This is a genomic window from Pseudomonas sp. B1-22, from assembly GCF_050474425.1.
Taxonomy (GTDB): domain Bacteria; phylum Pseudomonadota; class Gammaproteobacteria; order Pseudomonadales; family Pseudomonadaceae; genus Pseudomonas.
In genome coordinates, this window is the sequence record NZ_JBCHVH010000006.1 from 274,510 (window position 1) to 301,282 (window position 26,773).

25 protein-coding genes and 4 tRNA genes are annotated in these 26,773 nt (G+C 62.3%); 11 read left to right on the plus strand and 18 right to left on the minus strand.

Annotation, left to right across the window (positions count from 1 at the left end; genetic code table 11):
• The first annotated feature begins 192 nt into the window (after positions 1-192).
• Complete coding sequence (gene nadC / locus ACQ5BL_RS23245) at positions 193-1,041, plus strand: carboxylating nicotinate-nucleotide diphosphorylase (protein ID WP_430293288.1); 849 nt, start codon at positions 193-195, stop codon at positions 1,039-1,041.
• A gap of 54 nt (positions 1,042-1,095) precedes the next feature.
• Here nadC and ACQ5BL_RS23250 read toward each other — a convergent pair.
• The 3 genes from ACQ5BL_RS23250 to ACQ5BL_RS23260 form a co-directional block, all read right to left on the minus strand.
• Positions 1,096-1,171 (minus strand) — tRNA-Thr (locus tag ACQ5BL_RS23250).
• A gap of 104 nt (positions 1,172-1,275) precedes the next feature.
• Positions 1,276-2,991 carry a Wzy polymerase domain-containing protein gene (locus ACQ5BL_RS23255; protein WP_430293289.1) on the minus strand — a complete coding sequence of 572 codons (1,716 nt, stop codon included), beginning with the start codon at positions 2,989-2,991 and terminating at the stop codon, positions 1,276-1,278.
• 152 nt (positions 2,992-3,143) lie between these two features.
• Complete coding sequence (locus ACQ5BL_RS23260; protein ID WP_430293290.1) at positions 3,144-3,569, minus strand: pilin; 426 nt, start codon at positions 3,567-3,569, stop codon at positions 3,144-3,146.
• 224 nt (positions 3,570-3,793) lie between these two features.
• Between ACQ5BL_RS23260 and pilB the strand changes: the two genes are divergently transcribed.
• The 5 genes from pilB to yacG all read left to right on the plus strand — a co-directional run bounded on the left by pilB (position 3,794) and on the right by yacG (position 8,469).
• On the plus strand, positions 3,794-5,497 hold the full coding sequence (gene pilB, locus ACQ5BL_RS23265) for a type IV-A pilus assembly ATPase PilB (RefSeq protein WP_430293291.1): 1,704 nt from the start codon (positions 3,794-3,796) through the stop codon (positions 5,495-5,497).
• Positions 5,498-5,500: 3 nt separating this feature from the next.
• A complete protein-coding gene (locus ACQ5BL_RS23270) occupies positions 5,501-6,718 on the plus strand; it encodes a type II secretion system F family protein (protein ID WP_243805333.1) in 1,218 nt (405 codons plus the stop codon).
• Between the two features lie 5 nt (positions 6,719-6,723).
• Entirely contained in the window at positions 6,724-7,596 is an 873-nt protein-coding gene (locus ACQ5BL_RS23275; RefSeq protein WP_430293292.1) for a prepilin peptidase, read from the plus strand.
• 64 nt (positions 7,597-7,660) lie between these two features.
• Positions 7,661-8,269, plus strand: a complete 609-nt coding sequence (coaE, locus tag ACQ5BL_RS23280) for a dephospho-CoA kinase (RefSeq protein WP_430293293.1) — start codon at positions 7,661-7,663, stop codon at positions 8,267-8,269.
• On the plus strand, positions 8,266-8,469 hold the full coding sequence (gene yacG / locus ACQ5BL_RS23285) for a DNA gyrase inhibitor YacG (RefSeq protein WP_015475735.1): 204 nt from the start codon (positions 8,266-8,268) through the stop codon (positions 8,467-8,469). The genes coaE and yacG overlap by 4 nt, the downstream gene beginning before the upstream one ends.
• Positions 8,470-8,642: 173 nt before the next feature.
• On the opposite strand, the gene ACQ5BL_RS23290 is transcribed toward yacG, so the two are convergent.
• From ACQ5BL_RS23290 to ACQ5BL_RS23305, 4 genes are all read right to left on the minus strand, one after another.
• Positions 8,643-8,858 carry a hypothetical protein gene (locus tag ACQ5BL_RS23290; RefSeq protein ID WP_243805330.1) on the minus strand — a complete coding sequence of 72 codons (216 nt, stop codon included), beginning with the start codon at positions 8,856-8,858 and terminating at the stop codon, positions 8,643-8,645.
• 106 nt (positions 8,859-8,964) lie between these two features.
• Positions 8,965-9,654 (minus strand): energy-coupling factor ABC transporter permease, encoded by a 690-nt coding sequence (locus ACQ5BL_RS23295; protein WP_207883470.1) that lies wholly within the window; start codon positions 9,652-9,654, stop codon positions 8,965-8,967.
• The gene (locus tag ACQ5BL_RS23300) at positions 9,651-10,118 is read right to left on the minus strand and encodes an FAD/FMN-containing dehydrogenase (protein WP_430293294.1); all 468 of its coding nucleotides are present in this window, start codon (positions 10,116-10,118) and stop codon (positions 9,651-9,653) included. The genes ACQ5BL_RS23295 and ACQ5BL_RS23300 overlap by 4 nt, the downstream gene beginning before the upstream one ends.
• Positions 10,119-10,120: 2 nt before the next feature.
• The gene (locus ACQ5BL_RS23305; protein ID WP_430293295.1) at positions 10,121-10,537 is read right to left on the minus strand and encodes a GNAT family N-acetyltransferase; all 417 of its coding nucleotides are present in this window, start codon (positions 10,535-10,537) and stop codon (positions 10,121-10,123) included.
• A 105-nt stretch (positions 10,538-10,642) separates the two neighbouring features.
• On the opposite strand from ACQ5BL_RS23305, the gene ACQ5BL_RS23310 reads away from it, so the two are divergent.
• The 3 genes from ACQ5BL_RS23310 (at position 10,643) to ACQ5BL_RS23320 (ending at position 12,877) form a co-directional block, all read left to right on the plus strand.
• Positions 10,643-11,272, plus strand: a complete 630-nt coding sequence (locus ACQ5BL_RS23310) for a DUF1780 domain-containing protein (RefSeq protein WP_207883463.1) — start codon at positions 10,643-10,645, stop codon at positions 11,270-11,272.
• A gap of 82 nt (positions 11,273-11,354) precedes the next feature.
• On the plus strand, positions 11,355-11,525 hold the full coding sequence (locus ACQ5BL_RS23315) for a DUF3094 domain-containing protein (RefSeq protein ID WP_152220482.1): 171 nt from the start codon (positions 11,355-11,357) through the stop codon (positions 11,523-11,525).
• A gap of 53 nt (positions 11,526-11,578) precedes the next feature.
• Positions 11,579-12,877, plus strand: coding sequence for an NAD(P)/FAD-dependent oxidoreductase (locus ACQ5BL_RS23320; RefSeq protein WP_430293296.1), 1,299 nt, complete (start codon positions 11,579-11,581; stop codon positions 12,875-12,877).
• A gap of 315 nt (positions 12,878-13,192) precedes the next feature.
• On the opposite strand, the gene cyoE is transcribed toward ACQ5BL_RS23320, so the two are convergent.
• The 8 genes from cyoE to ACQ5BL_RS23360 all read right to left on the minus strand — a co-directional run bounded on the left by cyoE (position 13,193) and on the right by ACQ5BL_RS23360 (position 19,241).
• Positions 13,193-14,080: a heme o synthase gene (gene cyoE / locus ACQ5BL_RS23325; protein WP_243805325.1), complete on the minus strand. Its 888-nt coding sequence runs from the start codon at positions 14,078-14,080 to the stop codon at positions 13,193-13,195.
• A gap of 11 nt (positions 14,081-14,091) precedes the next feature.
• Positions 14,092-14,454 carry a cytochrome o ubiquinol oxidase subunit IV gene (cyoD, locus tag ACQ5BL_RS23330; RefSeq protein ID WP_243805324.1) on the minus strand — a complete coding sequence of 121 codons (363 nt, stop codon included), beginning with the start codon at positions 14,452-14,454 and terminating at the stop codon, positions 14,092-14,094.
• Positions 14,454-15,083, minus strand: a complete 630-nt coding sequence (gene cyoC / locus ACQ5BL_RS23335) for a cytochrome o ubiquinol oxidase subunit III (RefSeq protein WP_243805323.1) — start codon at positions 15,081-15,083, stop codon at positions 14,454-14,456. Before cyoC ends, cyoD begins: the two co-directional genes overlap by 1 nt.
• 3 nt (positions 15,084-15,086) lie before the next feature.
• Positions 15,087-17,066, minus strand: a complete 1,980-nt coding sequence (cyoB, locus tag ACQ5BL_RS23340) for a cytochrome o ubiquinol oxidase subunit I (RefSeq protein WP_243805322.1) — start codon at positions 17,064-17,066, stop codon at positions 15,087-15,089.
• Between the two features lie 6 nt (positions 17,067-17,072).
• Positions 17,073-18,059: a ubiquinol oxidase subunit II gene (gene cyoA / locus ACQ5BL_RS23345; RefSeq protein ID WP_243805321.1), complete on the minus strand. Its 987-nt coding sequence runs from the start codon at positions 18,057-18,059 to the stop codon at positions 17,073-17,075.
• A gap of 938 nt (positions 18,060-18,997) precedes the next feature.
• Positions 18,998-19,073: transfer RNA gene (locus tag ACQ5BL_RS23350), tRNA-Lys, on the minus strand.
• A 6-nt stretch (positions 19,074-19,079) separates the two neighbouring features.
• Positions 19,080-19,156 (minus strand) — tRNA-Pro (locus ACQ5BL_RS23355).
• A gap of 9 nt (positions 19,157-19,165) precedes the next feature.
• Positions 19,166-19,241 (minus strand) — tRNA-Asn (locus tag ACQ5BL_RS23360).
• 214 nt (positions 19,242-19,455) lie between these two features.
• Between ACQ5BL_RS23360 and ACQ5BL_RS23365 the strand changes: the two genes are divergently transcribed.
• Positions 19,456-21,756, plus strand: coding sequence for a DUF1631 domain-containing protein (locus ACQ5BL_RS23365; RefSeq protein WP_243805320.1), 2,301 nt, complete (start codon positions 19,456-19,458; stop codon positions 21,754-21,756).
• Between the two features lie 10 nt (positions 21,757-21,766).
• Positions 21,767-22,120 carry a PilZ domain-containing protein gene (locus tag ACQ5BL_RS23370; protein ID WP_243805319.1) on the plus strand — a complete coding sequence of 118 codons (354 nt, stop codon included), beginning with the start codon at positions 21,767-21,769 and terminating at the stop codon, positions 22,118-22,120.
• A gap of 171 nt (positions 22,121-22,291) precedes the next feature.
• Here the strand turns inward: ACQ5BL_RS23370 and clpB are convergent, their stop codons facing one another.
• From clpB to rluD, 3 genes are all read right to left on the minus strand, one after another.
• A complete protein-coding gene (gene clpB / locus ACQ5BL_RS23375) occupies positions 22,292-24,856 on the minus strand; it encodes an ATP-dependent chaperone ClpB (RefSeq protein WP_243805318.1) in 2,565 nt (854 codons plus the stop codon).
• A 233-nt stretch (positions 24,857-25,089) separates the two neighbouring features.
• Positions 25,090-25,815, minus strand: a complete 726-nt coding sequence (gene pgeF / locus ACQ5BL_RS23380; protein WP_243805317.1) for a peptidoglycan editing factor PgeF — start codon at positions 25,813-25,815, stop codon at positions 25,090-25,092.
• Positions 25,812-26,771, minus strand: coding sequence for a 23S rRNA pseudouridine(1911/1915/1917) synthase RluD (gene rluD / locus ACQ5BL_RS23385; RefSeq protein ID WP_243805316.1), 960 nt, complete (start codon positions 26,769-26,771; stop codon positions 25,812-25,814). Before rluD ends, pgeF begins: the two co-directional genes overlap by 4 nt.
• Positions 26,772-26,773: the final 2 nt, after the last annotated feature.

Sequence of the window (26,773 nt, forward strand, 5' to 3'; positions counted from 1 at the left end):
AAGTAGGATATTTCGGAGTCATTATAGGGAAGGTTCTTGAACAACCAAGAGTCATTTCTCGCATTCTTGAAGAAATTCACGTCGATTCTGCTGCCGTTTGTCCGACAGACGATTGGCCAGCGCCAAACCTCAATCGATACCCGCAAAGGCCCGCCGCCCGTATAATCCCGGCACTGCGAACAGGAGCCCTCCATGCCGAACCTCACCCTCGCCGAGCTTTCCGGGGAAATCCAGGCCAACGTGCGCGCCGCTCTGGCCGAAGACGTGGGCAGCGGCGACATCACCGCCCAGTTGATTCCCGCCGAGCGCGATGCCTCCGCCCGCATCATCACCCGCGAGAACGCCACCGTGGCCGGCAGCGCCTGGGTCGACGAAGTCTTCCGCCAGGTCGATCCGCGCGTCCAGGTGAAGTGGCAGGTAAAGGATGGCGAGCAAGTCAGCGCCGACCAGACCCTGTTCACCCTCGAAGGCCCGGCCCGCGCCCTCCTCACCGGCGAGCGCAGCGCGCTGAACTTCCTCCAGCTGCTCTCCGGCACCGCCACCCGCGCCCGTCACTACGCCGACCTGGTCGAGGGCACCGGCGTGAAGCTGCTCGATACCCGCAAGACCCTGCCCGGCCTGCGCCTGGCGCAGAAGTACGCGATCACCTGCGGCGGCTGCCACAACCACCGCATCGGCCTGTACGACGCCTTTCTCATCAAGGAAAACCACATCGCCGCCTGCGGCGGCATCGCCCAGGCCATCGCCGAGGCCCACCGCATAGCCCCCGGCAAGCCAGTGGAGATCGAAGTGGAAGACCTCGCCGAGCTGCGCCAGGCCCTGGATGCCGGCGCCGACATCATCATGCTCGACGAGCTGAGCCTGGACGACATGCGCACCGCCGTCGCCCTCACCGCCGGCCGCGCCAAGCTGGAAGCCTCCGGCGGCATCACCGAAGCGACCTTGCGCACCGTCGCCGAGACGGGGGTGGACTACATCTCCATCGGCACCCTGACCAAGGATGTGAAGGCGCTGGATCTGTCGATGCGGCTGAGCCTATAGATAGCGGCCAGAAAACAAAAAGCCCCGCTCGAAAGCGGGGCTTTTTGTTGAAGCTGGTGCCGGTAAGAGGAATCGAACCCCCGACCTTCTCATTACGAATGAGCTGCTCTACCGACTGAGCTACACCGGCGGCGGGCGTAAGCTAGCACTCTGCACCTTGCGAATCAATCCATCCAAGCGCGCAATTCAACATTTGGCATACACCAAAGTGATCAAGCCAAGTAAATGCGGCACTTACTCCACTCTGGGCATAACTACGGAATTCATTTCAGGATTGCCCGACGATGCCACGGTTCTCCAGTCGTCAATGACCGATTTGCAAGTCTGCTTTGGCCGGAGGTAACAGATGAGTTGTAATGCCCATGCCGCCTCGTCTGCTCTATTGTTCAACGCAGCCGATTGGGCATATCGGAAAAGCCCGCCGGCTGTCGGGTAGCGCAAGACGGCAAGGCGCCTTTCTTCGAGAGTAGCTGCCGACATATTTCGACTTGGTTCTGCGTCCAGGCGCTCAAGAGCACTCTGGAGCGACTTAAGGAGAATCACGTCAGGAGAGACCGGGATCAATGCGCCCGATATTCGCGCAGCCACGAATTTACGCGCAGTCAGATTATCCTCTATCAACCTGTAGTCGCGAAATACAATGACAAGAACCGCAGCCAGTACCGCAGCAATCACAATTATCGAGAAGCGTGGCAACGTAGCAACGATCCTCGCAGGCAAGAACGAACTTGCCATGCCGACCAGCAATCCGACAGGCACCAGGAAAATCAAGTAAAGATGAGGTAACTCAAGCATCGAATGAATAAGAAAAACACCGATAGCGGCCAGAATGATGCCATGCGGCTCCGTCCGCACCTTCAGGGCCTGCCCAACTCCCCACCAGACAATAGCAGCAATCAATACCCCACCCACTACTACCCCATTCCATAGCAGCAGATCGAGGAAGAGGTTATGCGCATGCCCCATAACTGAGTTCAGGCCTGAGTATTTTTCAGCAAGCGCCACATGGACCGAGACAACCTGGTTCCAGCCATATCCAACCAGTGGTCTATCTGCAATTCCCTCAAGCGCCATAGACCAGAATATCGGGCGCAGACCCGCGCTCAACATCTCGCGACTCCCCGCACCAAAAAGAAAATTTTTCAGCAGCGGGGCAAGCAACAGCAGAGAAACAAACCAACTCGCCAGCAGCAGTACCGCAATTAATCTTTTCCTTGTATTGCGAGGCCACCAGAACAAAAGAGCAACAACAGCAAGGAAAGCAACCTGGAGACAACCAGTACGCGAGCCCGTCAGGATCACCCCCAACAGGAAGAAGGCGACCGCCAACACTGCACAACCACTACCGACAAAACGTCTGTTATAGGCCCACCAGACTCCGACACATCCCCACACCAGAAGTGTTGCAAGATTGTTAGGCTGCCCGACTAGTGCAATAGCTCTCACTCCGCCGATCGCAGGAGAAGGCACCAGGATCCCCAACCCCTCAAGCGCGAGCCATTGATACAAGGACAACCCAGTAGACAGTATCGAAACGAGAATAAAGCTTGCGAACAAACCATCTACAATCCGATGGGACTCTATCAATTGTCTCTGCTGCCCCAAGGACAAGGCAACTGCAAAAGCCAGAATAAAGCCCACAACCAGAAAAGACTCCTCCGGAATTAGAAGAACCCCAACTGCTGCTTGAATCAGAGGAATAACAGATAGACAAAAAACAAAGAACGCTTCGCGAGTAACAACCCAACCTCGAGACGAAGAAAAGAACAATAGAACTACTAACGGCAGCAAAACAACCACCGCCATAGTGTCATTGTAGAAGGTAGTCCACGGATCCGTGTGCGTAGGCAGCAACCAGGGGAGCGAAGCGACGACCACCCAAAGAGTTCTGCCGAGCATCGAACGGCTGGCCCCTTCCTCCCTCACTCCGTTCACGCTATACAACATCATCCCCCTAATCCAATGCGACCGAAATTAAACTCCGGACACACACGTGCGGCGAGCCATCCCATAAAGCTCCATCGCACTAGCAGCCAGAACCTGATCATAAAAAAGAAGCGACCCGAAGGTCGCCTCTTTAAGCCACAAGAATCAAAAAACTATCAAGGACGACACTCGGAAGGAACATACTTCGTATTGATGCCGTTTACCGAGCATTTCCAGGTCAACTGGCCGCTACCATTAGAATTGGGGGTAGGCTCAAGAATGATGTCACCAGTCGCCCCCGGAACAGTCGAAGTGGCGGTGATTTTACCGGTCCCATCCTCAATAACGATATCAGAGACGTACTTAGTAGCACCAGGGAAGGTATAACCGGAATTCGAAGCAGTCAGAGAGGTCAGCCCACCGAGAGAAGAACTGGTTTCAGCCACGGCCAGCTTTGCCGGGGCAGTCATTACAATGACTTCGCTGATCTTGGCGCGAGTGGTGTAATCCTGATAAGCCGGCAGGGCGATGGCGGCCAGGATGCCGATGATCGCAACTACGATCATCAGTTCGATCAAGGTAAAGCCTTTTTGAGCTTTCATAGTTCTCTCCAGTTGTTAGATACGGCCCAAGGACCTGATTCCTGACCAAGCAGATTCCATGCCAAGCTTCAATGCCCTCAGATACGGAGCCGAGAGGTAGTTTCCGACAGCCAGCAGCGAAATTACGCACGAAGTGACAAATTTTGGCAGCACCCGCTACCTAATTTGGCACCTCCCCCTAACTGCGTTATAAGATTTTGAACTCTCCATCCGGCTACTTTCCCATGAACGATCAAGTCGTCCTGTCCGGCCTTGCCCGGCAGTTGGTGCTTTCTCAACTGCTTGATGAGAACAGCGCTCGACAAGCACAACTGCAGGCGCAGCGCAACAAACTGTCGCTGGTGACCTACCTGGTGCAGAACAAGCTGGTGAAGAGCCGCCCGCTGATGGAGCTGGCCGCCGACCAGTTCGGCGTTGCCTTCTGCGACCTGGCCAGCCTGGACAAGGAGAGTTTCCCCAAGGAACTGGTCAGCGAGAAGCTCGTGCGCCAGCACCGCGTCCTGCCCCTGTGGCGCCGGGGCAACAAGCTTTTCGTCGGACTCTCGGACCCGACCAATCACCAGGCGATCACCGATATCCAGTTCAGCACCGGACTGACCACCGAAGCCATACTGGTCGAGGATGACCGGCTCGGTGATGCCATCGAAAAATTCTTCGAGAGCGCGACCGGCGGCCTGGACGAACTGGGCGACGTCGACCTGGAAGGTCTGGACATCGAAGACGGCAACGCCGAACGCAAGGAGGAGGCTATCGGCGGCGACGCCGACGACGCCCCGGTGGTGCGCTTCGTCAACAAGATGCTGCTGGATGCCATCAAGGGAGGCTCGTCCGACCTGCACTTCGAACCCTACGAAAAGGTCTACAGGGTTCGCTTCCGCACCGATGGCATGCTTCAGGAAGTGGCCAAGCCGCCGGTCCAGTTGGTCAGCCGCATCTCTGCACGCCTCAAGGTGATGGCCGGCCTGGATATCTCCGAGCGCCGCAAACCCCAGGACGGCCGCATCAAGATGCGCGTGTCCAAGACCAAGTCCATCGACTTCCGCGTCAACACCCTGCCCACGCTATGGGGCGAGAAGATCGTGATGCGTATCCTCGACTCGGCCAGCGCACAGATGGGTATCGATGCCCTGGGCTACGAGGAAGAGCAGAAACAGCTGTATCTCGCGGCACTGAAGCAGCCGCAAGGCATGATCCTGGTGACCGGCCCCACAGGCTCGGGCAAGACGGTATCCCTCTATACCGGCCTGAATATCCTCAACACGCCGGACATCAATATTTCCACCGCCGAAGACCCGGTGGAGATCAACCTGGAAGGCATCAACCAGGTGAACGTCAACCCGAAGCAGGGGCTGGACTTCGCTCAGGCATTGCGCGCTTTCCTGCGCCAGGACCCTGACGTAATCATGGTGGGGGAGATCCGCGACCTTGAGACCGCGGAAATTGCCATCAAGGCCGCGCAGACCGGGCACATGGTGATGTCTACCCTGCACACCAACAGCGCCGCGGAAACCCTGACACGCCTGCTGAACATGGGGGTTGCCTCGTTCAACCTCGCCACCTCGACTAACCTGATCATTGCCCAGCGCCTGGCACGCAAACTCTGCCCGTCCTGCAAGAAGGAACACGACGTACCGCGCGAAACCCTGCTCCACGAAGGCTTCCCGGAGGAGCGGGTCGGCTCGTTCAAGCTGTATGCACCGGTCGGCTGTGAAAACTGCAAGAACGGTTATAAGGGGCGTGTGGGTATTTATGAAGTGGTTAAAATCACGCCTGCGCTACAGCGGATTATCATGGAAGAAGGAAATTCCATTCAGATCGCCGAACAAGCCCGCAAAGAAGGCTTCAACGATCTGCGCACCTCGGGATTGCTGAAGGCCATGCAGGGCATTACCAGCCTCGAGGAAATCAACCGCGTGACCAAGGATTAATCCATGGCGGAAAAAGCATTGAAGACCAGTGTCTTTACCTGGGAAGGCACTGATCGCAAGGGCGGGAAGATCAAGGGGGAGCTCTCGGGGACCAGCATGGCGCTGGTCAAGGCCCAGTTGCGCAAGCAAGGCATCAACCCCATCAAGGTGCGCAAGAAAGGGATGTCGCTGCTGAGCCAGGGCAAGAAGATCAAGCCCATGGACATCGCCCTGTTCACCCGGCAGATGGCAACCATGATGAGCTCAGGTGTACCGCTGCTGCAGTCCTTCGACATCATCGGGGAGGGTTTCGATAACCCGAACATGCGCAAGCTGGTGGAGGAGATAAAACAGGAAGTCGCCGCAGGTAACAGCCTGGCCAACTCCCTGCGCAAGAAGCCCCTGTACTTCGACGATCTGTACTGCAACCTGGTGGACGCCGGCGAACAAGCTGGTGCCCTGGAAACGCTGCTCGACCGCGTAGCGACCTACAAGGAAAAGACCGAGTCGCTCAAGGCCAAGATCAAGAAGGCCATGACCTACCCCATCGCGGTCATTATCGTCGCGGTCATCGTGTCGGCCATTCTGCTGATCAAGGTAGTGCCGCAGTTCCAATCCGTCTTCGCCAACTTCGGCGCGGAACTCCCAGCATTCACCCGCTTCGTCATTTCCATTTCGGAAATGCTGCAGCAATGGTGGTTCATCGTTCTGATCGCCATGTTCGCCAGCGCCTTTGCATTCAGAGAAGCCTACCGGCGCTCGGAGAAATTCCGGGACAGACTCGATCGCCTGGTGCTGAAACTGCCCATTGTCGGCGACATTCTCTACAAGTCATCGGTTGCGCGTTATGCCCGTACGCTCTCCACCACCTTCGCCGCGGGCGTTCCCCTGGTGGAGGCCCTGGACTCGGTATCCGGAGCGACCGGCAACGTGGTGTTCCGCAACGCGGTCAATAGGATCAAGCAGGATGTCTCCTCCGGTACGCAGCTGAACTTCTCTATGCGTACCACTGGCGTCTTCCCGAGCATGGCCATCCAGATGGCCGCCATCGGCGAGGAGTCCGGCTCGCTGGACGCCATGCTCGACAAGGTCGCCAGCTACTACGAGGAAGAAGTCGACAACGCCGTCGATAACCTCACCACCCTGATGGAACCGATGATCATGGCCGTTCTGGGTGTGCTGGTCGGCGGTCTGATCATCGCCATGTACCTGCCGATCTTCCAACTGGGCAACGTCGTATAAGCCACATGTCAGTCCTCAACTTCCTGGCCAGCACCCCGCTGGCCTTTGTTTTGTGCGCGCTCGTCCTCGGCCTTCTGATCGGCAGCTTCCTCAACGTGGTCATCCACCGCCTGCCGCGGATGATGCAGAGGGACTGGCAACGTGAGGCGCGCGAAGCACTGGAGCTGCCCACAGGCGAGCCGCAGCCCACCTACAACCTGATCCTGCCGAACTCCCAGTGCCCGCACTGCGGCCATGAGATCAAGGCCTGGGAAAACATTCCCGTGGTGAGCTTCCTGGCGTTGGGCGGCAAGTGCTCGTCCTGCAAGGCGCCGATCAGCAAGCGCTATCCACTGATCGAGCTGGCCTGTGGCGCGCTCTCGGCTTTCATCGCCTGGCACTACGGTTTCGGCTGGCAGGCCGGCGCCATGCTGCTGCTCAGCTGGGGGCTGCTGGCGATGAGCATGATCGACGTCGATCACCAGCTGCTGCCGGATGCGCTGGTGTTGCCGCTGCTCTGGCTCGGGCTGATCGTCAACCACTTCGGGCTGTTCACCAACCTGGGCGATGCGCTCTGGGGCGCGGTGTTCGGCTACCTGAGCCTGTGGTCGGTGTACTGGCTGTTCAAGCTACTTACCGGCAAGGAAGGCATGGGCTACGGTGACTTCAAGCTGCTGGCCATGCTCGGCGCCTGGGGTGGCTGGCAAGTACTGCCGCTGACCATCCTGTTGTCGTCCCTGGTGGGGGCTGTGCTGGGCGTCATCACCCTGCGCCTGCGCAAGGCCGAGACCAGTACGCCGATTCCCTTTGGCCCCTATCTGGCCATTGCCGGCTGGATTGCGCTGTTCTGGGGTGATCAAATAACCGCGACTTACCTGCAGTTCGCCGGTTTCCGTTAGCCCTCTCCCGCGCCGAGTCCGTTCGGCGCCCCTGACGGCCGCCGGGCCGGCTAGAAGGAGAACCATGAAACCCTGGATTCTGGGCCTGACCGGCGGTATCGGCAGCGGCAAGAGCGCCGCCGCCGAACACTTTGCCGCACAAGGCGTGCATATGGTGGACGCCGATCATGCCGCGCGCTGGGTGGTCGAACCGGGCCGCCCTGCCCTCGCCAAGATCGTCGACCGCTTCGGCGATGCGGTGTTGCTGCCGGACGGCCAACTCAATCGCGCAGCGCTGCGCGAGCGCATCTTCAAGTCGGAAGAGGAACGGCGCTGGCTGGAGCAACTGCTGCACCCGCTGATCGGCGAGGAAATCGCCGCGAACCTCGCGCGCGCCGAATCGCCGTACGCCATCCTGGTCTCGCCACTGCTGGTGGAGTCCGGGCAACACCGCATGACCCAGCGCGTGCTGGTGGTGGATACCCCGGAACACCTGCAGCTGGAACGCACCATGCGTCGGGACAAGGTGTCCGAAGAACAGGTCCGCGCGATCCTCAAGGCTCAGGCCGTACGCGAAGACCGACTCAAGTACGCGGACGACGTACTGCTCAACGATGGCGACCTCGCGCACCTGCACCAGCAGGTCGAGCGCCTGCATCAGTTCTATCTCGGCCTGCGTGGAGGACAACCATGAGCCAACCTATGACCGTGGAATGCCCCACTTGCGGCGCCCCCGTGGAGTGGAGCGCAAAAAGCGAATTCCGCCCCTTCTGCTCGCACCGCTGCAAGCTGATCGACCTCGGCGCCTGGGCCGCCGAAGAGCACGCCATCCCTGGCGATAACCTGGAAGACGAGCTGTTTTCCGGCGACCTGGAAAAGCCGCGCGGACACTGAAGCAGAAATAGAAACCGCCTTAATGGGCAGTTTTTTATGCTCGGTATCGCCATCCAGTGTAGGGGCGAGCTTGCTCGCGAACCGCCCAAGCGCGGGTATCGCCGGGAAAAGCGTTCGCGAGCAAGCTCGCTCCTACAGAAAAGAAAAGGCCCGCATCTGCGGGCCTTTTTCATTCAGGGTCGCATGAAGCTGTAGTCGCGCTCTTCATCCAGATTGTCAGCGAGGAAGTGCAACTCGTGCCCCAGGTCCTCCTCGGTGCGAACCTGGGCGTTGGCCCGCACCACCGCACTGAGCAGCGCACGCACCGTCAGTTGCGGGTCCTGTCCCGCCGCCTCAGCCTCGATCAGCAATTCCTGAAGACGCTGCTCTGCCCAGCTATGAATGCTCATCGGCAATCTCCTCGCGAATGGGGGCCAAGCTTCCCCGATCGTAGGACCGTTCCGAACTGACCTGGATCAACCGACGGAGGCGATGCGCCTGGCCGATGTTCGAACATCAGCGCGACTCATCGTCATCCTTCCAGGGCGCCTGCAGGTAGCGCGTGCGATTGAAGGTCTCCAGCCAGTCCGGATAGAACACCACCAGCCCGGTGACAATGGTGCCGTTGATGAAGGCTTCCGGGAACATGATCAGCCACAGGTAGCCGATGAAGTCCTCGATCCACGGCGGCATGGGGAAGAGGCCGTCCATCCATAGCAGCCCCAGGCCGAGCATCAGGCTGCACAGGGCCGCCAGCGCGGCGGGAAAGAACCCCGAGCAGAAGATGTAGACGAACAGGTTCCGTGGCTGCCGGCGCTCGACGAAGATGGCCGCAAGCTCGGTGATCAGCACCGGAATCAGCACCAGCAGGATGCCGTTGATGCCGATGGCGACCCAGTCCTGCCGGCCGATCACGCACAGGCCGATCTGCCCCACCAGCCCGACGATGATCGCCAGCGGCCAGTCCAGCAGCAGGGTCACGGCGGTCATGCCGATGAAGTGGAAGGACACCCCCGAAGCGAAATCCCGGCGCACCAGCCAGAGCAGGAACAGCCCGAGCATGGTGCCGAACACCAGGTGCTGGCGGCGGAAGTCGCTGATCAGCTCCAGCCAGGGTGCCCGCCAGGCGGCCCAGGCCACCATGGGCAGATAGACCGCCCAGCCCAGTTCCAGGGTCTCTTCGGACAGCAGCTGTGCGGCAATCACGGTGTACCGCGCTCCAGGGCCTGACGCAGCGCCTCGGCCTTATCGAAACGGCGGGTGTCGACCACCCTGCCCTGCTCCAGTTGCAGCCAGGTAACGCCCTCCGGCTGGGCGCCGAAGCGGTTGGCGATGCGCGCGTCGCGGTCGAGCAGCACGCGGTAGCTGTAGTCGCGCATGGCGGGCACGGCGAACATCGCCGAAATCGGCGCCGGCATGCGGCTGATGTCCGCGACGAACACCGCATGCCGGGCCTCGAGGTAGCCGGCGGGACGGCCTTCGAGTGCGGCCTTGACCAGCTTGCTGCCGGCCATGTCACGGGCGATCAGCACCACCCGCAGCTCGGCGTTGGCCGTGTAGGGCTTGTCGAACTGGTCCAGCAAGGTCCAGCCGCTTGCCAGTCCGGCGTCCTGCGCAAGCACCATGCCCGAGAGCAGCAGGAGCAGCAGTCCGCTCAGCAATCGTTTCACGCTCAACCTCCCACGGAATAAACCTGTAGATCCTCACGCCGCCCCCACCCGGACTGGGCCTCCCAGAATGCCAGAGCCTCGGGGGCATCGCGGAGCACGAAGACATGGGACTTGCCGATCCCCTCGCGCGCCAGCCGGGCCAGCGCCTCGTCGAGCAGCGCCCGCGCCAACCCTCGCCCACGGAAAGCCTCATCGACGACCAGATGCTGCAGATAGCCCCGGCGTCCGTCATGCCCGGCGAGCAGGCTGCCGATGACCTGGCCGCCATCCTCCAGTACCAGGCTCAGGCCGGGATTGCGCCGCAGGTAGGCGGTGAAAGGCTCGTAGTCGTCATCACGGCGCAACTGGATGCCTGGAGTGCGCTGCCACAGGGCGCGCAGGGCGGCGTGATCGTCGGGAACGGCAGTGCGCAGCAGCATCGCGACCTCGGTGTCAGGGCTCGCGACAGTCTACACCGCGCATCCCTTCCGCCGCCCTGTCGATTCAGCAACGCCCGGGCGTTGCGCAGCAACTATGCTGAAGGCATGAATGAGTCCGACTACCTGCGCCTGCTGACCCGCCAGGCGGAACAAGCCAACGACTTCCTCTCCAACGGCCGCAAGTGGGAGCGGGAATGCTGGGCCTGCCAGCGCCTGCTGCAGGCGCTGAAGGTTCCCTACCGCCAGGAAGACTTCATCGCGCCGGCGCAGCAGCCCCCGGACGTGCTGTTTCGCGATGCCAGCTTCGAGGTGTTCTTCGTGCTCGACCAGGGCCGCCGGCTCAACGAGGAATGGAAGGAGGAGCTACTGCGCCGGCGCATGGCCCAGAGCATCAACCAGCTGATCCGCCGCGAGCAGCGCCCGCGACGGATTCCCTGCGCGGACCTGCAGGCGCGCCTCGCGCCGACGCTGCGCAAGAAGGCGCACAACTACAGCGAACGCGGCATCGACCTGCGCGACCTGGACCTGCTCGCCTTCGTCAGCCTCAAGCGCGAGACGGCGGACTTCAACACCCCTTTTCCGCCCCCAACGGAATACCTGCGCCAGGGCTGGCGCTCGCTGTCCATCGTCGGCCCCACCTTCGCCCGCGTGCTGTTCGCCCACACCGATGCGCCGGACTTCCTGCGCGGCAGCCTCGGCCGCACCGTGCTGTTCGACATGGGCGTGGGCCTCTGAAGGCACGCCCACTCGCCCTTTGCACGTTGAGGGCCTGCCCGCGCCCTACTAGAATGCTCGGCATTACAAACGGAGGCCGCCCATGCCCAGTCGCTTGAGCCCCGAAGACCAGCAGAAGGTCGATCAGTACCTCAGCTCTCCCGTCCACCAGGTCGAACGCGCGCCGTTCAAACCCTGGCTGATGATGGGAGCCTTGCTCGCTGTGGTCATCGGCCTGGGCCTGCTGAGCCGCCTCCTGGCCTACCTTGCGTGAGCGCCGTGCCGCCACGGGCCGATACAGGATTCCTTAAGCTATGAGAATGCAACATGTCCCATCGTATCGTGATCGTCGGCGGCGGCGCCGGCGGGCTGGAGCTCGCGACCCGTCTCGGCCGCACCCTGGGTAAAAAGGGCAAGGCGCGCATTACGCTCGTCGACGCCAACCTCACCCACATCTGGAAACCCCTGCTGCACGAAGTCGCCGCCGGCTCGCTCAACTCTTCCGAGGATGAGCTGAACTACGTCGCCCAGGCGAAATGGAACCACTTCGAATTCCAGCTCGGCCGCCTTATTGGGCTGGACCGCGCCGGCAAGCGCATCCAGCTCGCCGCCACGCTCGACGAGCAAGGCGCGGAGCTGGTGCCGGCACGCAGCCTGGAGTACGACAGTCTGGTCCTGGCCATCGGCAGCACCACCAATGACTTCGGTACCCAGGGCGCCGCGGACCACTGCATCTTCCTGGATACCCGCGAGCAGGCCGAGCGCTTCCACAAGCTGCTGCTGACCCACTACCTGCGCGCCCACGCTGGGCAGGACAAGGATGACCAGATCAGCGTCGCCATCGTTGGCGCCGGGGCCACCGGGGTCGAGCTGTCGGCCGAGTTGCACCACGCCGCACAGGAGCTGGCGGCCTATGGTCTGACCGGTATCCAGCCGCAGAACATGCGCATCACCCTGATCGAAGCCGGCCCGCGTGTGCTGCCGGCGCTGCCCGAGCGCATCAGCCGCCCGGTGCACCAGACGCTGGAGAAACTCGGCGTGCGTGTGCTCACCGGCTCTGCCGTGCAGGAGGTGACAGCGGATGGTCTGCGCACCGCGATCGGCGAGTTCATTCCGGCGAGCCTGAAGGTCTGGGCGGCGGGTATTCGTGCGCCGAGCCTGCTCAAGGAAATCGACGGACTGGAGACCAACCGTATCAATCAGCTGGTAGTCCGCTCGACCCTGCAGACCACGCGCGACGACAACATCTTCGCCTTCGGCGACTGCGCCGCCTGCCCGATGGGCGATGGCAGCGAGCGCATGGTGCCGCCGCGCGCCCAGGCGGCGCACCAGCAGGCTTCGCTGCTGGCCAAGGGGCTGGTGGCGCGCCTGGAGGGCAAGCCGCTGCCGGAGTACCGCTACACCGACTACGGCTCGCTGATCTCGCTGTCGCGCTTCAGCGCGGTGGGCAACCTGATGGGTAACCTGATGGGCAGCGTGAAGCTGGAAGGCTGGCTGGCGCGGATGTTCTACGTGTCGCTGTACCGCATGCACCAGATGGCGTTGTACGGACCGTTCCGCACGGCGCTGCTGATGATCGCGGACCGCATCGGGCGCAGTACCGAGCCGCGCTTGAAGCTGCATTGATCGGATAGCGATCGCGGACGGAGTCCGCTCCTACGCGCGAGGCGAACACGGTGCCTCACCTGCAGGAGCGGATCTTATCCGCGAAATCCAACACCGATTTGCCCCGTTCCACCTGGGAACACCGATGGCCGTTCATACGGCCATCGCGGACAAGGTCCGCTCCTGTGGGATGGGTTGGCGTCATCCTGTAGGAGCGGGCCATGCCCGCGATTCGCGCGCATGGCGCGCTCCTACAAATGCAGCGGTGCCAGGACAAACACCGGGCACAAAAAAACCGCCCCGAAGGGCGGTTTTTTTCGTTGCAACCAGGCAGCCTTACAGCGCCGCCAGCATCGACTGGGCCGGGATGGCCTGGAAGTCGATGGACATCATCAGGCTCAGCACGCTGATCGCGATGATGGAGAAGGCGAACAGTTGGCGGGCCCAGCGGCGGTCGTCCTCGGCACTGAAGCCTTTCACCGCGATGAACAGCCACCATGCGCTGACGGCCAGCGCCACCACGAGGTAACCGTAGCCGGCGAAGCCGGTGACGGTCAGCAGCAAGGTCGCCAGGCCGAAAGCCAGCACGTAGTAGAGGATCTGCTTCTTGGTCGCTTCGATGCCCCGCTCCACCGGCAGCACGGGAATCCCGGCGGCGCGGTAGTCGTTCAGGCGGAAGATCGCGATGGCATAGCTGTGCGGCATCTGCCAGAGGCAGAAGATCAGCAGCAGCACCGCCGCGCCCATGTCGAACTGACCGCTGGCGGCGCAGTAGCCCACCACCGGCGGCATGGCTCCGGAGAGACTGCCGACCAGCGTGCCATAGACCGAGCTGCGCTTGAGCCAAAGGCTGTAGAGCACGACGTAGACGAAGAAGCCGAATGCGGCGAGCAGGGTCGCCTGCACGTTGGTCTTCCACGCCAGCAGGCCGAAGCCCGCCACGCCCAGCACCAGGCCATGGGCCAGGGCCGCCGTGAGCGAGATCTGCCCGGTCACGGTGACACGGCTGCGGGTACGCTCCATGAAGCGGTCGATGTCGCGGTCGATGCAGTTGTTGAACACACAACCACTGGCAACGACCAGAGACAGGCCGATCACGGTAGCCAGCAGCAGCATCGGGTCAACGCTGCCGCGGGCGGCGAGGAAGTATCCCCCCGCCACCGCGATCAGGTTGCCGAAGATGATGCCCGGCTTGGCGACCAGCAGATAACGCTTGAATTTCACGGCATCGGCCCTCAGGGCATCGGCATCATCAGGGTGTCTGCGGTGTAGATGATCCACAGCGACAGACCGACCACCAGCAGGATGATGATGGCGGTGAAGATGAATGCCATGACGTTCCAGCGGCCTTCGGAGCTGAAGTTCATGTGCAGGAAGCAGATCAGGTGCACGACGACTTGGACCAGACCCAGGATCACCATGGTCAGCAGGGTGGCGTGACGCGAGAAGCCACCGTCGATGACCATGTAGAACGGGATCGCGGTCAGGATCACCGAGAGCACGAAGCCGATGGCGTACGAACCCAGGCTGCCGTGACCGGCGCCATGGTTGTCGTGGCCGGCGCCGTGGGAGCCGTGATGATGTGCAGCAGCGGTCATTACAGAGCCCCCATCAGGTAGACGACGGTGAAGACGCAGATCCAGACGATGTCCAGGAAGTGCCAGAACAGGCTCAGGCACATCATGCGGGTGTTGTTCTGCGCGGTCAGGCCACGGGTGCCGATCTGCGCCATCAGCACCAGCATCCACAGCAGGCCTGCGGATACGTGCAGGCCGTGCATGCCGACCAGGGTGAAGAAGGACGACAGGAAGGCGCTGCGGCTCGGGCCGAAGCCTTCGACGATCAGGTGATGGAACTCATTGAGTTCCATACCGATGAACGCGGCGCCGCAGAGGAAGGTCACGCCCAGCCAGGCGATGGCCTTGCCCTTGGCGCCCTTGTGCGCGGCCAGCATGGCCAGGCCGTAGGTGCAGGAGGAGATCAGCAGGATCGCGGTTTCGACGGCCACGTAGGGCAGTTCGAAGATGTCCTTGCCGCTCGGGCCGCCGGCCGTGTGGTTGACCAGCACGGCGTAGGTGGCGAAGACGCTCGCGAACAGGATGCAGTCGGTCATCAGGTACAGCCAGAAGCCGAATACCGCCATGCCGCCGCTGTCGTGGGCGTGATCGTGGTCATGCGCCGCTTCGTGCGTATCGACCAGGTGTTGATTCAGTACTGCCGTAGACATCGCTTATACCTGCGCAGTGGCGAGTTTCTGGAAGTTGGCGTTTTCGATGCGCTCGATCTCATCCGGCTGGACGTAGTAGTCCAGGTCGGTGACGTAGCTGCGCACGATGACCGAGGCGATCATGCCGACGAAGCCGACACCCACCAGCCACCAGATGTGCCAGATGGCGGCGAAGCCGAAGATGAAGGCGAACAGCGCGATGGAGAAACCAGCGGCGGTGTTCTTCGGCATGTGGATCGGGGCATAGGCCGGCAGGCGGCGGTACGCGGTACCGGTCTGCTTCATGTCGTGGAACGCGTCGATGTCGTTCACGTGCGGCAGCTCGGCGAAGTTGTAGTACGGCGGCGGCGAGGAAGTGGACCACTCCAGGGTACGGCCGCCCCACGGGTCGCCGGTCACGTCGGCCAGGGCCTTGCGGTTCTTGATCGAGACGAACAGCTGGATCAGCTGGCAGGCGATGCCCAGGAAGATCAGCACGGCACCGAAGAACGCAACCACCAGGTACGGCTTCCACATCGGGTTGTCGTAGTGGTTCAGGCGACGGGTCATGCCCATGAAGCCGAGGATGTACAGCGGCATGAAGGCCATGTAGAAGCCGACCAGCCAGCACCAGAAGGAACGCTTGCCCCACTTCTCGTCCAGGGTGAAGCCGAAGGCTTTCGGGAACCAGAAGACAAAGCCGGCCAGGTAGCCGAACACCGCACCACCGATGATGGTGTTGTGGAAGTGAGCGATCAGGAACAGGCTGTTGTGCAGCAGGTAGTCAGCACCCGGAATGGCCAGCAGAACGCCGGTCATGCCACCGATGGTGAAGGTGACGATGAAGCCCAGGGTCCACAGGATCGGGGTGTTGAAGCGCAGGCGGCCACGGTAGATGGTGAACAGCCAGTTGAACAGCTTCACCCCGGTCGGGATGGAGATCAGCATGGTCGCAACGCCGAAGAAGCCGTTGACGTCGCCGCCCGAACCCATGGTGAAGAAGTGGTGCAGCCACACGGTGAAGCCGAGGAAGGTGATCGCGGCGCTCGCCCACACCATCGAGGTGTAGCCGAACATGCGCTTGCCGGCGAAGGTCGCGGTGACTTCGGAGAAGATACCGAAGGCCGGCAGGATCAGGATGTACACCTCAGGATGGCCCCAGGCCCAGAAGAGGTTGATGTACATCATGGCGTTGCCGCCCAGCTCGTTGGTGAAGAAGTGCATGTCGAAGTAACGGTCCAGCGACAGCAGGCCCAGGGCCGCGGTCAGGATCGGGAACGACGCAACGATCAGGATGTTGGCGAAGGTGCAGGTCCAGGTGAAGATCGGCATCTGCATCAGCTTCATGCCGGGGGTACGCATCTTGAACACGGTCACCAGGAAGTTGATACCCGTGAGCAAGGTACCCATACCCGATATCTGTAGCGCCCAGATGTAGTAGTCCACACCCACGCCCGGGCTGTAGGCCAGCTCGGACAGCGGCGGGTAGGCGACCCAGCCGGTACGGGCGAATTCGCCCAGGCCCAGCGAGACGTTCACCAGCATGGCGCTGACGACCAGCAGCCAGAAGCTCAGCGAGTTCAGGAAGGGGAACGCCACGTCGCGCGCGCCGATCTGCAGCGGCACGGCCAGGTTCATCAGGCCGGTCATGAAGGGCATGGCCATGAAGATGATCATGATCACGCCGTGGGCGGTGAAGATCTGGTCGTAGTGTTCCGGCGGCAGGTAGCCGTGGTTGGCGCCTTCAGCCAGCGCGAGCTGGCCGCGCATCATGATGGCGTCGGCGAAGCCGCGCAGCAGCATGACCAGGGCGACGATGATGTACATCACGCCGATCTTCTTGTGGTCGATGGACGTCAGCCACTCGGTCCACAGGTAGGTCCACTTGCGGTAGTAGGTGATCGCGCCGAACACGCCGAGGCCCAACAGGGCGACGACGGCCAGCGTGATGACGATGATCGGCTCGTGATACGGCACGGCCGACAGAGTCAGTTTCCCGAACATCTGTGCTTACTCCTGGCTCGGATTCATTTGCATGCCCGGCATGTTGCTCATGTCGTGGCCCGCCATGGCGGTCTCGTCATGGGCAGCGTCGCCGTGCTCGCCGTTGGCCTGCTCTTCTTTGAGCTTGTGGGCCTTGGCCATCTCGTGGCCGGCGTGTTCCCACTTGTTCAGCACGCTGGAGAACAGCTCGGGGCTGACGGTGGAGAAGTAGGTCGCGGGGACGTTTTCGGTCGGCTTCACCAGCTCCGGGTACTGATCCAGGTTGAGGGTCTGCGGCGAGGCCTTGACCTTCGCAACCCACTCCTGGAAGCCCTGCTCGGAGGTGGAGATGGCCTTGAACTTCATGCCCGAGAAGCCGCCGCCGCTGTAGTTCGCGGAGATGCCGTCGAACACGCCTTCTTCGTTGGCGATCAGGTGCAGCTTGGTCATCATTCCGGCCATGGAGTAGATCTGGCTACCCAGTTGCGGAATGAAGAAGGAGTTCATCACCGAATCCGAGGTGATCTGGAAGTTCACCGGGGTGTCTTTCGGGAAAGCGATTTCGTTGACGGTGGCGATACCCTGTTCCGGGTAGATGAACAGCCACTTCCAGTCCAGCGAGATGGCCTGGATGGTCACCGGCTTGACCTCGGAGTCCAGCGGACGATACGGGTCCAGCTTGTGGGTGCTCTCCCAGGTGATCCAGCCGAGCGCGGCGATGATCAGGCAGGGAACCAGCCATACCACCAGCTCGATCTTGGTCGAGTGGGACCAGTCCGGCATGTAGGTGGCCTTGGTGTTCGAAGCCCGGTATTTCCAGGCGAACGCGAAGGTCATCAGGATGACCGGCACCACCACGATCAGCATCAGCAGGGTTGCCGTGATGATCAGGGACTTCTCGTCGGCGCCGACCTGCCCTTTCGGGTCGAACAGCGCCATGTTGCAACCACCGAGCATCAGCATCGGCAGCCACGCAAGTCTCTTCAAAATTCCTGTGTACTGCTCTTTTTTCATCTTGCGGCCTTAGTGGATGAAAATCGCTTCACCGCCCATGAGCCTTCGCCACACACGCTCGACGACTCGTTACCCGCGACTTTTCCAAGCCGCCTGCCAGGGCTGTCATGGGTTCACGAACGCGGCCGCAAGGATTCCGGGCAAAGGGAAGTCGCCCGGTCTTCGCGATGCGAAACCGATTTCGTCAGCTGATTCGTTCCGTGATTATTCAGCGTGTGGTGTCTGGACTGGCGGCTCGTTAGAGCACGCGCGTCGCACACCGGATGCACGAGCGGATTGCCCGACTCGTCTTATGACAGGAGCCCACCGATGGCAGCCCCCTGTTGTTATGCCGCTGCACCGAAGGGTGAGCACTGGCCATGATCTACGTCAGTGCGACTCAGCGATTTGGGGGTAGGAAATGGACGGCGCGTATTACAAAGCATTTCAGAAATGCCTTTCAAGGCCCCGGCCTTTCATTTTTAACAAGATATTTTCTCAGTCTGAGAAACAGTCTCAGCCCGAATTGCTCAGAAAACGAACAATTCACCTGCATTGCGCAGGTGATTTTCGGCCTTTCAAGCCCTCACTCGCTCCTCCCATGAAAATGTGTCAGATCCATGAAGCATGCGACTTTCAGCGGCTCGACGAAGCCCTCGAAAAGACCGTTGAAGCGTCGGGCAAAACGCTTGCCATGATGCCGATCAAGAGTCTTTTCGAAACCCGGGAGCCCACCCTGCGCACGCTGCGACACATCGACGCATAGCAGCATTTGCAAGCGGTAAAGTGGTTCAAATCGTGACGGTCGTGCCAGGATCTGCAGGCAGAAACGGGGGCACTTCAAGCACTTGGACTACGGCGAAGAATGAGGGAGGATCAGGATTGTTGCGGGCAAAGAAAAAGCCCGCTGCCTCATTGAGGCCAGCGGGCTTTTTTGTGGCTCCCGAAGGTGCCAAATATGGTGGGTCGTGTAGGATTCGAACCTACGACCAATTGGTTAAAAGCCAACTGCTCTACCGACTGAGCTAACGACCCAAATTTTGGTCGGGGTAGAGAGATTCGAACTCCCGACATCCTGCTCCCAAAGCAGGCGCGCTACCGGACTGCGCTATACCCCGCTTGGAAGTTGGCTCCGCGACCTGGACTCGAACCAGGGACCCAATGATTAACAGTCATTTGCTCTACCGACTGAGCTATCGCGGAACGACGAGCCTTCCAATCTCCTCTACTGATCTTCCGGCTTCACCGGAATCCCGTATCAGAGGCGCGCCATTTTACGTATATCGAAACGGCTGTCAACACTCTGATCCAAAAAGTTTTTCTCTGCTTTGCATGGAGGCAGGCGCATTGCTATATCTGCATGAATAACAGGTGTGATCACCACGGGTGTAACGGGCCGGTCACGGACAGGAAGAGCATGAGCACCAAGGACACCCCTCCACCCTCGTCGATCGCCAATCGCGTCATCCAGCCGCGGTTCGGCGAGTTGATGCAAGCCTGTCGGCAAATGGCGATGAACCGCCTGGCCGAATTGCTCGGCAACGTCTTTTCCCAGATCGACGACACACTGTTCGAATGCGCCGAGAAGGCCGAGAACAATCAGGTCCAGGCTCTGTTCTTCGACGCCATGCGGCATATCCGCAAGGAGCGGCCGGCGCTGGAGCGCTTCTACCACCAGCGGATCGCACAGGGGCTGAGCGATTTCCTCGAAGGCAAGTTGCCGGCGGACAACCCCTATGACGAGCTGGACGCTGATCGGCTGACGCTGATCGAACACGATGAATATGAAGAGACCCTGCTCATCATCAATATGGTGAACCAGGTGAAGGCGCAGTGCGTTCAGCCTCTGTTCGCGCTGGGCCAGCGCCTGGCGCTGCTCAACAACGGCAGCAGGATCGGCGAGGACCGCAATCCCTTCGGTCCCCAGGCCATCGCCCGGGCCTACAGCGAGACACTGGCGCAGGCCGCCTTTCCCCTGCGCGTCAAAACCATCCTTTATGTGCTGTTCGATCAACAGGTGATGCAGCACCTGGCACCGCTCTACGATCAGCTCAACCAGCGCCTGATCGACGCCGGCATCCTGCCGAACCTCAAGTACCAGGCGCCCGAAAAGCCCCCCGCCCCGAAACCACGCCCCACCCCGCCCGAGCAGGGCGACGCGGCCCCCGACGGCGCCGCGCCCTTGCAGCCTCACCATTACAAGGCCAGCGACCTGCCGGAGCTCCCGCCCAGCGACCGCACCGCGTTGTTCGGCGGCCTTGCGGTCCTGCTGGCCGAGCTCCGCCGACGCGGCAACAAGGCAACGCTGTTCGGCAACAGCCACAGCATCGTCAGCTTCGGCCCTCCCACCGAGGCCGCCACCACGACCTACAGCGCCAGCGAGCTGCTCGAAGCGCTGAATCGTCTGCAGCGCGAGTCGGCCCAGGAACTGGCCCAGCGCATGCGCCAGCCACAGCCGGTGGACGCCCTGAAGGCTGATCTGCAGCGCGAGCTGGAGGCTGGCGCCGAACGTCCCGGTACGACCCGCCTGACCGATCAGGAAGCCGATGTCATCGACCTGGTGGGCATGGTCTTCGACTTCATCCTCGACGACGAAAACCTGCCCGACAGTTGCAAGACCACCCTCTCCCACCTGCACACGCCTTATCTGAAGGTCGCCCTGCAGGACAAGCAATTGTTTACCCAGCACCACCATCCGGCGCGCAAGCTGCTCAACGCCATGGCCCAGGCCGGGGTGATCTATGGCGGGGAAGATGAGGAGCGCAGCCTGCTGGCAAAGATGCACTGGGTCGTGGAGCGCGTGATCCAGGACTTCGTCGGCGACCTCGGCCTGTTCGATGCGCTGCTCGGCGAGTTCAATGAATTCGTTGCCAACCTGCGGCAGAAGGTGGAGCTGCGCGAACGCCGCGCCATGGAGGCGGCGCGCGGCCGCGACCGCCTGCTGGCTGCGCGCGAGCAGGCACTGGCAGCCATTGCCTCGATCACCGGGGGCCGCGACCTGCCGCCGCTGGTGCGCAACTTCCTCGAATTGAGCTGGTGCGACGCGCTGACCTTCATTTCACTGCGCGCTGGCGAACACAGCGACGAGTGGAAGCGCGCCTGCAAGGTGGGAGAGCAACTGGCCTGGAGCGTCACCCCGCTGGATGAGGCGGGGCGCGAGCATCTGCAGGCGCTGCGCCTGGGCATGCTGGACGAGCTGCGCAAGGGGCTGGAGCTGCTCGGTGGCTACCATGAGGATGGCATCCATCGCCTGCTGCAGGATCTGGTCGCCTGCCAGTACGCGATCCAGTCCCAGCAGCCGCAGGTCGCAGCGCAGTTCAAGCAGGATCTGCCGGAAAGCCCTCTGGGCGTCATGCTCGGCGCGGAAGTCCACAACCTCGACCGCAACGCCGGCGAGCCGCTGTCCGAGCGCGCGCGCGAATTGATCAAGGAACTGGCGCAGGTGGAGTTCGGCACCTGGTTCGAATTCAGCGATGTCACGCCGGTCCGCCGGCTCAAGCTGTCGTGGTTCAGCCCGACCACGCGCAACTATATGTTCGTCGATCACACCGGGCAGCGCGTCGCCGTCAAACCGTTAGTGCAGTTGGCGCGGGACATGGAGGCGGGCAAGGTTCGCCTGGCCCCGACGGATTACACCATTCCCCTGATGGATCGCGCGCTGAATACGGTCTACCGGGTCCTGCAACGCATCACCGGGCGCCCCCCGGCACAGAACTGAGGAGCACTCGATGAGCGAGCGTCGCCAGCACGACCGGCACCAGACCGGGCTGACCGTGGAGGTCTTCGACCGCCACTCCGGGCGCAGCCTCGGACGTCTCGCCGACCTGTCCAGCGAGGGTTTCATGCTCTGCGGCGTGGACGTACCGAACGTCGATTCGGTCTGGGCCTGCCGGCTGATCCCGCAGCCGCCGCTGGATGGGATCGGGGAGATCCAGCTGGGCGCCGACTGCCTGTGGAGCCGTGGCGGCAACGACGGGCAACTGGGCTGGGCGGGTTTCCACATCATCGACATCGCCGAGGACCAGGCCGAGGTGCTGGAGCGCCTGCTCAGCCTGCTGGCCGAGGCCCGCGAAAACCGCTGAGCCGACGCTGGAAGGTTCGCGAGCAAGCTCGCTCCTACAGGTCAGCCCCTACGCCCCGGTTTCAGGGAAGCGACAAGTCACCGTTCGTAGGAGCGAGCTTGCTCGCGAACAGCTCCTGAATACAGACATGAAAAAGCCCCGCAATGCGGGGCTTTTTCATGGACCTGTGGATCAGGAGAAGACGATCTCGTCGTTCTCCACCTTGGCGTGGATCTTCGCGCCCGGCAGGAACTTGCCCGCCAGGATCAGTTGCGCCAGCGGGTTCTCGATCCAGCGCTGGATCGCACGCTTGAGCGGGCGGGCACCATAGACCGGATCGAAGCCGACCGCGATCAGCTTGTCCATGGCCTCGTTGCTCAGCTCCAGGCTCAGCTCGCGCTCCGCCAGGCGCTTGCGCAGGCGGCCCATCTGGATCTGGGCGATGCCGGCGATCTGCTCGCGGGCCAGCGGTTCGAAGACCACCACTTCGTCGATCCGGTTGATGAACTCCGGCCGGAAGTGCGCATTGACGGCATCCATCACCGCCGCACGCTGGGCCTCACGGTCGCCGACCAGCTCCTGGATCTGCGCCGAACCGAGGTTCGAGGTCATCACGATCACGGTGTTGCGGAAGTCCACGGTGCGCCCGTGGCTGTCGGTCAGGCGGCCGTCTTCGAGCACCTGCAGCAGGACGTTGAAGACATCCGGGTGGGCTTTCTCCACCTCGTCCATCAGTACCACGGAGTACGGCTTGCGACGCACGGCCTCGGTCAGGTAGCCACCCTCTTCATAGCCGACGTAGCCCGGAGGCGCGCCGATCAGGCGAGCCACGGAGTGCTTCTCCATGAACTCGGACATGTCGATGCGCACCAGCGCTTCCTCGGTGTCGAAGAGGAACTCGGCCAGGGCCTTGCACAGCTCGGTCTTGCCCACCCCGGTCGGGCCGAGGAAGAGGAAGGAGCCGCTCGGGCGATTCGGGTCGGCGAGGCCCGCGCGGGAGCGGCGCACGGCGTTGGCCACGGCCACTACGGCTTCGTTCTGGCCAATGACGCGCTTGTGCAGCTCTTCTTCCATGCGCAGCAGCTTCTCGCGCTCGCCTTCGAGCATCTTGGACACCGGGATGCCAGTCCACTTGGACACGACCTCGGCGATTTCCTCGTCGGTCACCTTGTTGCGCAGCAACTGGTTCTCGGTCTTGCCGTGCTGGTCGACCATCTGCAGACTGCGTTCCAGGTCCGGAATGGTCTGGTACTGGATGCGCGCCATGGTTTCCAGGTCGCCCTTGCGCCGGGCCGCTTCCATTTCCTGCTTGGCCTGCTCGATCTTCTGCTGGATCTGCGCGGAGCCCTGGACTTCGGCTTTCTCCGATTTCCAGATTTCCTCCAGATCGGCGTACTCGCGTTCGAGCTTGGCGATGTCTTCTTCCAGCTTGGCGAGGCGCTTCTTGGTGGCCTCGTCGTCTTCCTTCTTCAGCGCTTCGCGCTCGATCTTCAGCTGGATCAGGCGGCGATCCAGACGATCAAGCTCCTCCGGCTTGGAGTCGATCTCCATGCGGATGCGGCTGGCGGCTTCGTCGATCAGGTCGATGGCCTTGTCCGGCAGCTGGCGGTCGGTGATGTAGCGGTGGCTGAGCTTGGCCGCGGCGATGATCGCGCCGTCGGTGATGGTGACACCGTGGTGCACCTCGTAGCGCTCTTTCAGGCCACGCAGGATGGCGATGGTGTCTTCCTCGCTCGGCTCGTCCACCAGCACCTTCTGGAAGCGGCGCTCCAGGGCGGCGTCCTTCTCGATGTACTGGCGGTATTCGTCCAGGGTGGTGGCACCCACGCAGTGCAGTTCGCCACGGGCCAGGGCCGGCTTGAGCATGTTGCCGGCATCCATGGCGCCCTCGGCCTTGCCGGCGCCAACCATGGTGTGCAGTTCGTCGATGAACAGGATGATCCGGCCTTCCTGCTTGGACAGTTCATTGAGGACGGCTTTCAGGCGCTCCTCGAACTCGCCGCGGAACTTGGCGCCGGCGATCAGCGCGCCCATGTCCAGCGCCAGCAGGCGCTTGTCCTTCAGGCCGTCGGGTACTTCGCCGTTGACGATACGCTGGGCCAGGCCCTCAACGATGGCGGTCTTGCCCACGCCGGGCTCGCCGATCAGCACGGGGTTGTTCTTGGTGCGGCGCTGCAGGACCTGGATGGTCCGGCGGATTTCGTCGTCACGGCCGATCACCGGGTCGAGCTTGCCGTCCTCGGCGCGCTTGGTCATGTCGACGGTGTACTTGTCCAGCGCCTGGCGCGACTCCTCGGCGTTCGGGTCATTGACCGCTTCGCCGCCGCGCAGGTTGGCCACGGCGTTTTCCAGGGCTTTCTTGGACACGCCCTGGCTGCCCAGCAGCTTGCCGAGCTTGGTGCTGTCGTCCATGGCGGCGAGCAGCACCAGTTCGCTGGAGATGAACTGGTCGCCCTTCTGCTGGGCCAGACGGTCGGCCTGGTTGAGCAGGCGCGCCAGGTCCTGCGACAGGTTCACGTCGCCAGTGGGGCTCTGGATTTTCGGCAGCGCGTCCATCTCTTTATTGAGAGCCGTACGCAGGGCCGGGATATCGAAGCCGACCTGCATCAGCAGGGGCTTGATCGAACCACCCTGCTGCTCCAGCAGGGCGGAGATCAGGTGCACCGGCTCGATGGCCGGGTGGTCATGTCCAACGGCCAGGGACTGGGCATCGGAGAGGGCAAGCTGGAGCTTGCTGGTCAAACGGTCGATTCGCATGGGGGTCGTCCTTCCTTCTCTATAGCGGGCCGGAGCGATGAGTGCCCCTGGTCACGACAAAGCCCGCCGGGATGCCAGATAGATAAGGACGATTTTGGCCGGTTCAAGCCATTTGGCCATGACACCCGTCAGATGATGCTGTCGAAATGAGCGTAGGAGCGGACTCTGTCCGCGATAGCCTCTGTCGCGAGGCGGACCTATCGCGGACGAAGTCCGCTCCTACGAATAAGGCGTCAGGCCAGCCAGACCAGGCTGGCCAGGCGGCCGGTGCGGGAGCTGCGGCGGTAGGAATAGAAGCGCTCGGTATCGGTGAAGGTGCACAGCCCGCCACCGTAGACCGCCGTCACGCCCTTGGCGGCGAGGCGGATGCGCGCCAGCTCATAGATGTCGGCCATGAACTTGCCGGCATTGGCGCTGGGTACAAACGCGCGCGCAGCCTCGGCGTGATCCGCCAGGAAGGCTTCGCGCACTTCCGGACCGACTTCGAAGGCCCGCGGGCCGATGGACGGGCCAAGCCAGACCAGCAGCTCGCCCGGTGCAACACCCATGGCGTCCACGGTTGCCTCCAGCACGCCACCGGCCAGCCCGCGCCAGCCGGCGTGGGCAGCGGCAACGCGGGTACCGGCGCGGTCGCAGAACAGGGCGGGCAGGCAGTCAGCCGTCATGATGGTGCAGGCGACGCCGGGCGTCTTGCTCCAGCTGGCGTCAGCGGTGGCGACGACGGACGGATCGGCTTCGACCACATCGATGCCATGTACCTGGCTCAGCCAGGCAGGCTGGCAACCCAGCTCGGCGGTCAGGCGCCGACGGTTCTCGGCGACCGCCGCCGGCTCGTCGCCAACATGGTCGCCCAGGTTGAAGCTGTCGAAAGGTTCCGCGCTGACGCCGCCAGCCCGCGTGGTCACGCAGGCGCGGACGTTCGCCGGCGCAGGCCAGTCGGGCGTCAGCCAGGGGTTCATACGAAGGACTCGTTATCCTGCCGCAGCAGGCTCAGCAGCCAGGTGAAGTCATCCGGCAACGGCGACTCCCACTTCATGCGCACGTTGGTGGCCGGGTGGTCCAGCTCCAGGAAGCGCGCATGCAGGGCCTGGCGCGGGAAGTCGCGCAGGGACTCGATCAGGGTCGGGCTGGCACCCGGCGGAATGCGGAAACGCCCGCCGTAGGTGGGGTCGCCCACCAGCGGATGGCCGATATGCGTCATATGCACGCGGATCTGGTGGGTTCGGCCGGTTTCCAGCTTCACCCGCACGTGCGTGTGGGCGCGGAAGCGATCGAGCACACGGTAATGGCTGACGGCGACCTTGCCGGCATCCACCACGGCCATCTTCTGCCGCTGTACACCGTGACGGCCGATCGGCGCATCGACGGTGCCGCCGGCGACGATCACGCCAGTAACGATGGCCTCGTAGATCCGACTGACGGTACGGGCCTGCAGCTGCGCGACCAGGTTGGTGTGGGCTTCGAGGGTCTTGGCCACCACCATCAGACCGGTGGTGTCCTTGTCCAGGCGGTGCACGATGCCTGCGCGCGGCACATTGGCCAGGTGCGGCACATGGTGCAGCAGCGCGTTGAGCAGGGTGCCGTCCTGATGGCCGGCGGCGGGGTGAACCACCAGGCCGGTCGGCTTGTCGATGACCAGGATGTGGTCATCTTCATAGACGATGTCCAGCTCGATGTCCTGGGCCTTCCACTCGCCCTGGGCTTCCAGCTCCACCTGAAGTTCCAGGCGCGAGCCGGCGTGAACGGTGTCACGCGGGCGCAGCACGCTGCCGTCGACGGTCAGGCGACCGTCCTTGATCCAGCCGGCCAGGCGCGAGCGGGAATGATCGGAGAAGAGCTGTGCGGCGACCTGGTCGAGACGCTGACCACCGAGGTCGAACGGCACTTCTGCCGCGAGTTGGATGATATCGGACATGG

Coding starts and splice junctions, on each gene's coding strand:
- ACQ5BL_RS23270 (WP_243805333.1), top strand. CDS start 5,501: ATGGCGGAAAAAGCATTGAAGACCAGTGTCTTTACCTGGGAAGGCACT.
- rluD (WP_243805316.1), bottom strand. CDS start 26,771: ATGTCCGATATCATCCAACTCGCGGCAGAAGTGCCGTTCGACCTCGGT.
- coaE (WP_430293293.1), top strand. CDS start 7,661: ATGAAACCCTGGATTCTGGGCCTGACCGGCGGTATCGGCAGCGGCAAG.
- ACQ5BL_RS23260 (WP_430293290.1), bottom strand. CDS start 3,569: ATGAAAGCTCAAAAAGGCTTTACCTTGATCGAACTGATGATCGTAGTT.
- ACQ5BL_RS23370 (WP_243805319.1), top strand. CDS start 21,767: ATGAGCGAGCGTCGCCAGCACGACCGGCACCAGACCGGGCTGACCGTG.
- ACQ5BL_RS23320 (WP_430293296.1), top strand. CDS start 11,579: ATGTCCCATCGTATCGTGATCGTCGGCGGCGGCGCCGGCGGGCTGGAG.
- ACQ5BL_RS23310 (WP_207883463.1), top strand. CDS start 10,643: ATGAATGAGTCCGACTACCTGCGCCTGCTGACCCGCCAGGCGGAACAA.
- pilB (WP_430293291.1), top strand. CDS start 3,794: ATGAACGATCAAGTCGTCCTGTCCGGCCTTGCCCGGCAGTTGGTGCTT.
- nadC (WP_430293288.1), top strand. CDS start 193: ATGCCGAACCTCACCCTCGCCGAGCTTTCCGGGGAAATCCAGGCCAAC.
- cyoD (WP_243805324.1), bottom strand. CDS start 14,454: ATGACCGCTGCTGCACATCATCACGGCTCCCACGGCGCCGGCCACGAC.
- ACQ5BL_RS23275 (WP_430293292.1), top strand. CDS start 6,724: ATGTCAGTCCTCAACTTCCTGGCCAGCACCCCGCTGGCCTTTGTTTTG.
- ACQ5BL_RS23305 (WP_430293295.1), bottom strand. CDS start 10,537: ATGCTGCTGCGCACTGCCGTTCCCGACGATCACGCCGCCCTGCGCGCC.
- ACQ5BL_RS23290 (WP_243805330.1), bottom strand. CDS start 8,858: ATGAGCATTCATAGCTGGGCAGAGCAGCGTCTTCAGGAATTGCTGATC.
- cyoA (WP_243805321.1), bottom strand. CDS start 18,059: ATGAAAAAAGAGCAGTACACAGGAATTTTGAAGAGACTTGCGTGGCTG.
- ACQ5BL_RS23255 (WP_430293289.1), bottom strand. CDS start 2,991: ATGATGTTGTATAGCGTGAACGGAGTGAGGGAGGAAGGGGCCAGCCGT.
- yacG (WP_015475735.1), top strand. CDS start 8,266: ATGAGCCAACCTATGACCGTGGAATGCCCCACTTGCGGCGCCCCCGTG.
- cyoB (WP_243805322.1), bottom strand. CDS start 17,066: ATGTTCGGGAAACTGACTCTGTCGGCCGTGCCGTATCACGAGCCGATC.
- pgeF (WP_243805317.1), bottom strand. CDS start 25,815: ATGAACCCCTGGCTGACGCCCGACTGGCCTGCGCCGGCGAACGTCCGC.
- ACQ5BL_RS23365 (WP_243805320.1), top strand. CDS start 19,456: ATGAGCACCAAGGACACCCCTCCACCCTCGTCGATCGCCAATCGCGTC.
- clpB (WP_243805318.1), bottom strand. CDS start 24,856: ATGCGAATCGACCGTTTGACCAGCAAGCTCCAGCTTGCCCTCTCCGAT.
- ACQ5BL_RS23315 (WP_152220482.1), top strand. CDS start 11,355: ATGCCCAGTCGCTTGAGCCCCGAAGACCAGCAGAAGGTCGATCAGTAC.
- cyoC (WP_243805323.1), bottom strand. CDS start 15,083: ATGTCTACGGCAGTACTGAATCAACACCTGGTCGATACGCACGAAGCG.